General features: G+C 73.1%; 1 protein-coding gene. It reads left to right on the forward strand.

The genetic code is table 11. From position 1 onward, the window contains the following. On the forward strand, positions 1–416 hold a 416-nt coding region (locus tag D471_RS0131995), incomplete at both ends, for a DUF3179 domain-containing (seleno)protein (RefSeq protein WP_017602387.1).

Below are 416 nucleotides of genomic sequence, written 5' to 3' on the forward strand. Positions count from 1 at the left end.
GGGACGGCCACCCCGACGGCGCGGTGCTCAGCCTGGACACCGGGCACGAGCGCGACTACGGGCACAACCCCTACGTCGGCTACGACGACCCCGACACCGACCCCTTCCTACTCGACACCGACGCCGACCCGCGCATGCCCGCCAAGGCGCGCGTGATCGGCATCGGCTCCGACGACACCGCGCTGGCCGTTCCCGTCGACCGCGCCCTGGCGTCGGGCGTGCTGGAGGTGGAGGTCGGCGGTGAGCCCGTCACGGTGTGGGCGAGCCCGGACACGGTCTCGGCTCTGGACGAGGCGGTGATCACCGAGGGTGACGAGGCCGCCGTCACCGGTGTGTTCCGACCGAGCCTGGACGGACGGGACCTGACCTTCACCGCCGACGGCGACGGCTTCACCGACGACCAGACCGGCAGGCGC

This window comes from Nocardiopsis lucentensis DSM 44048, from assembly GCF_000341125.1.
GTDB lineage: Bacteria > Actinomycetota > Actinomycetes > Streptosporangiales > Streptosporangiaceae > Nocardiopsis > Nocardiopsis lucentensis.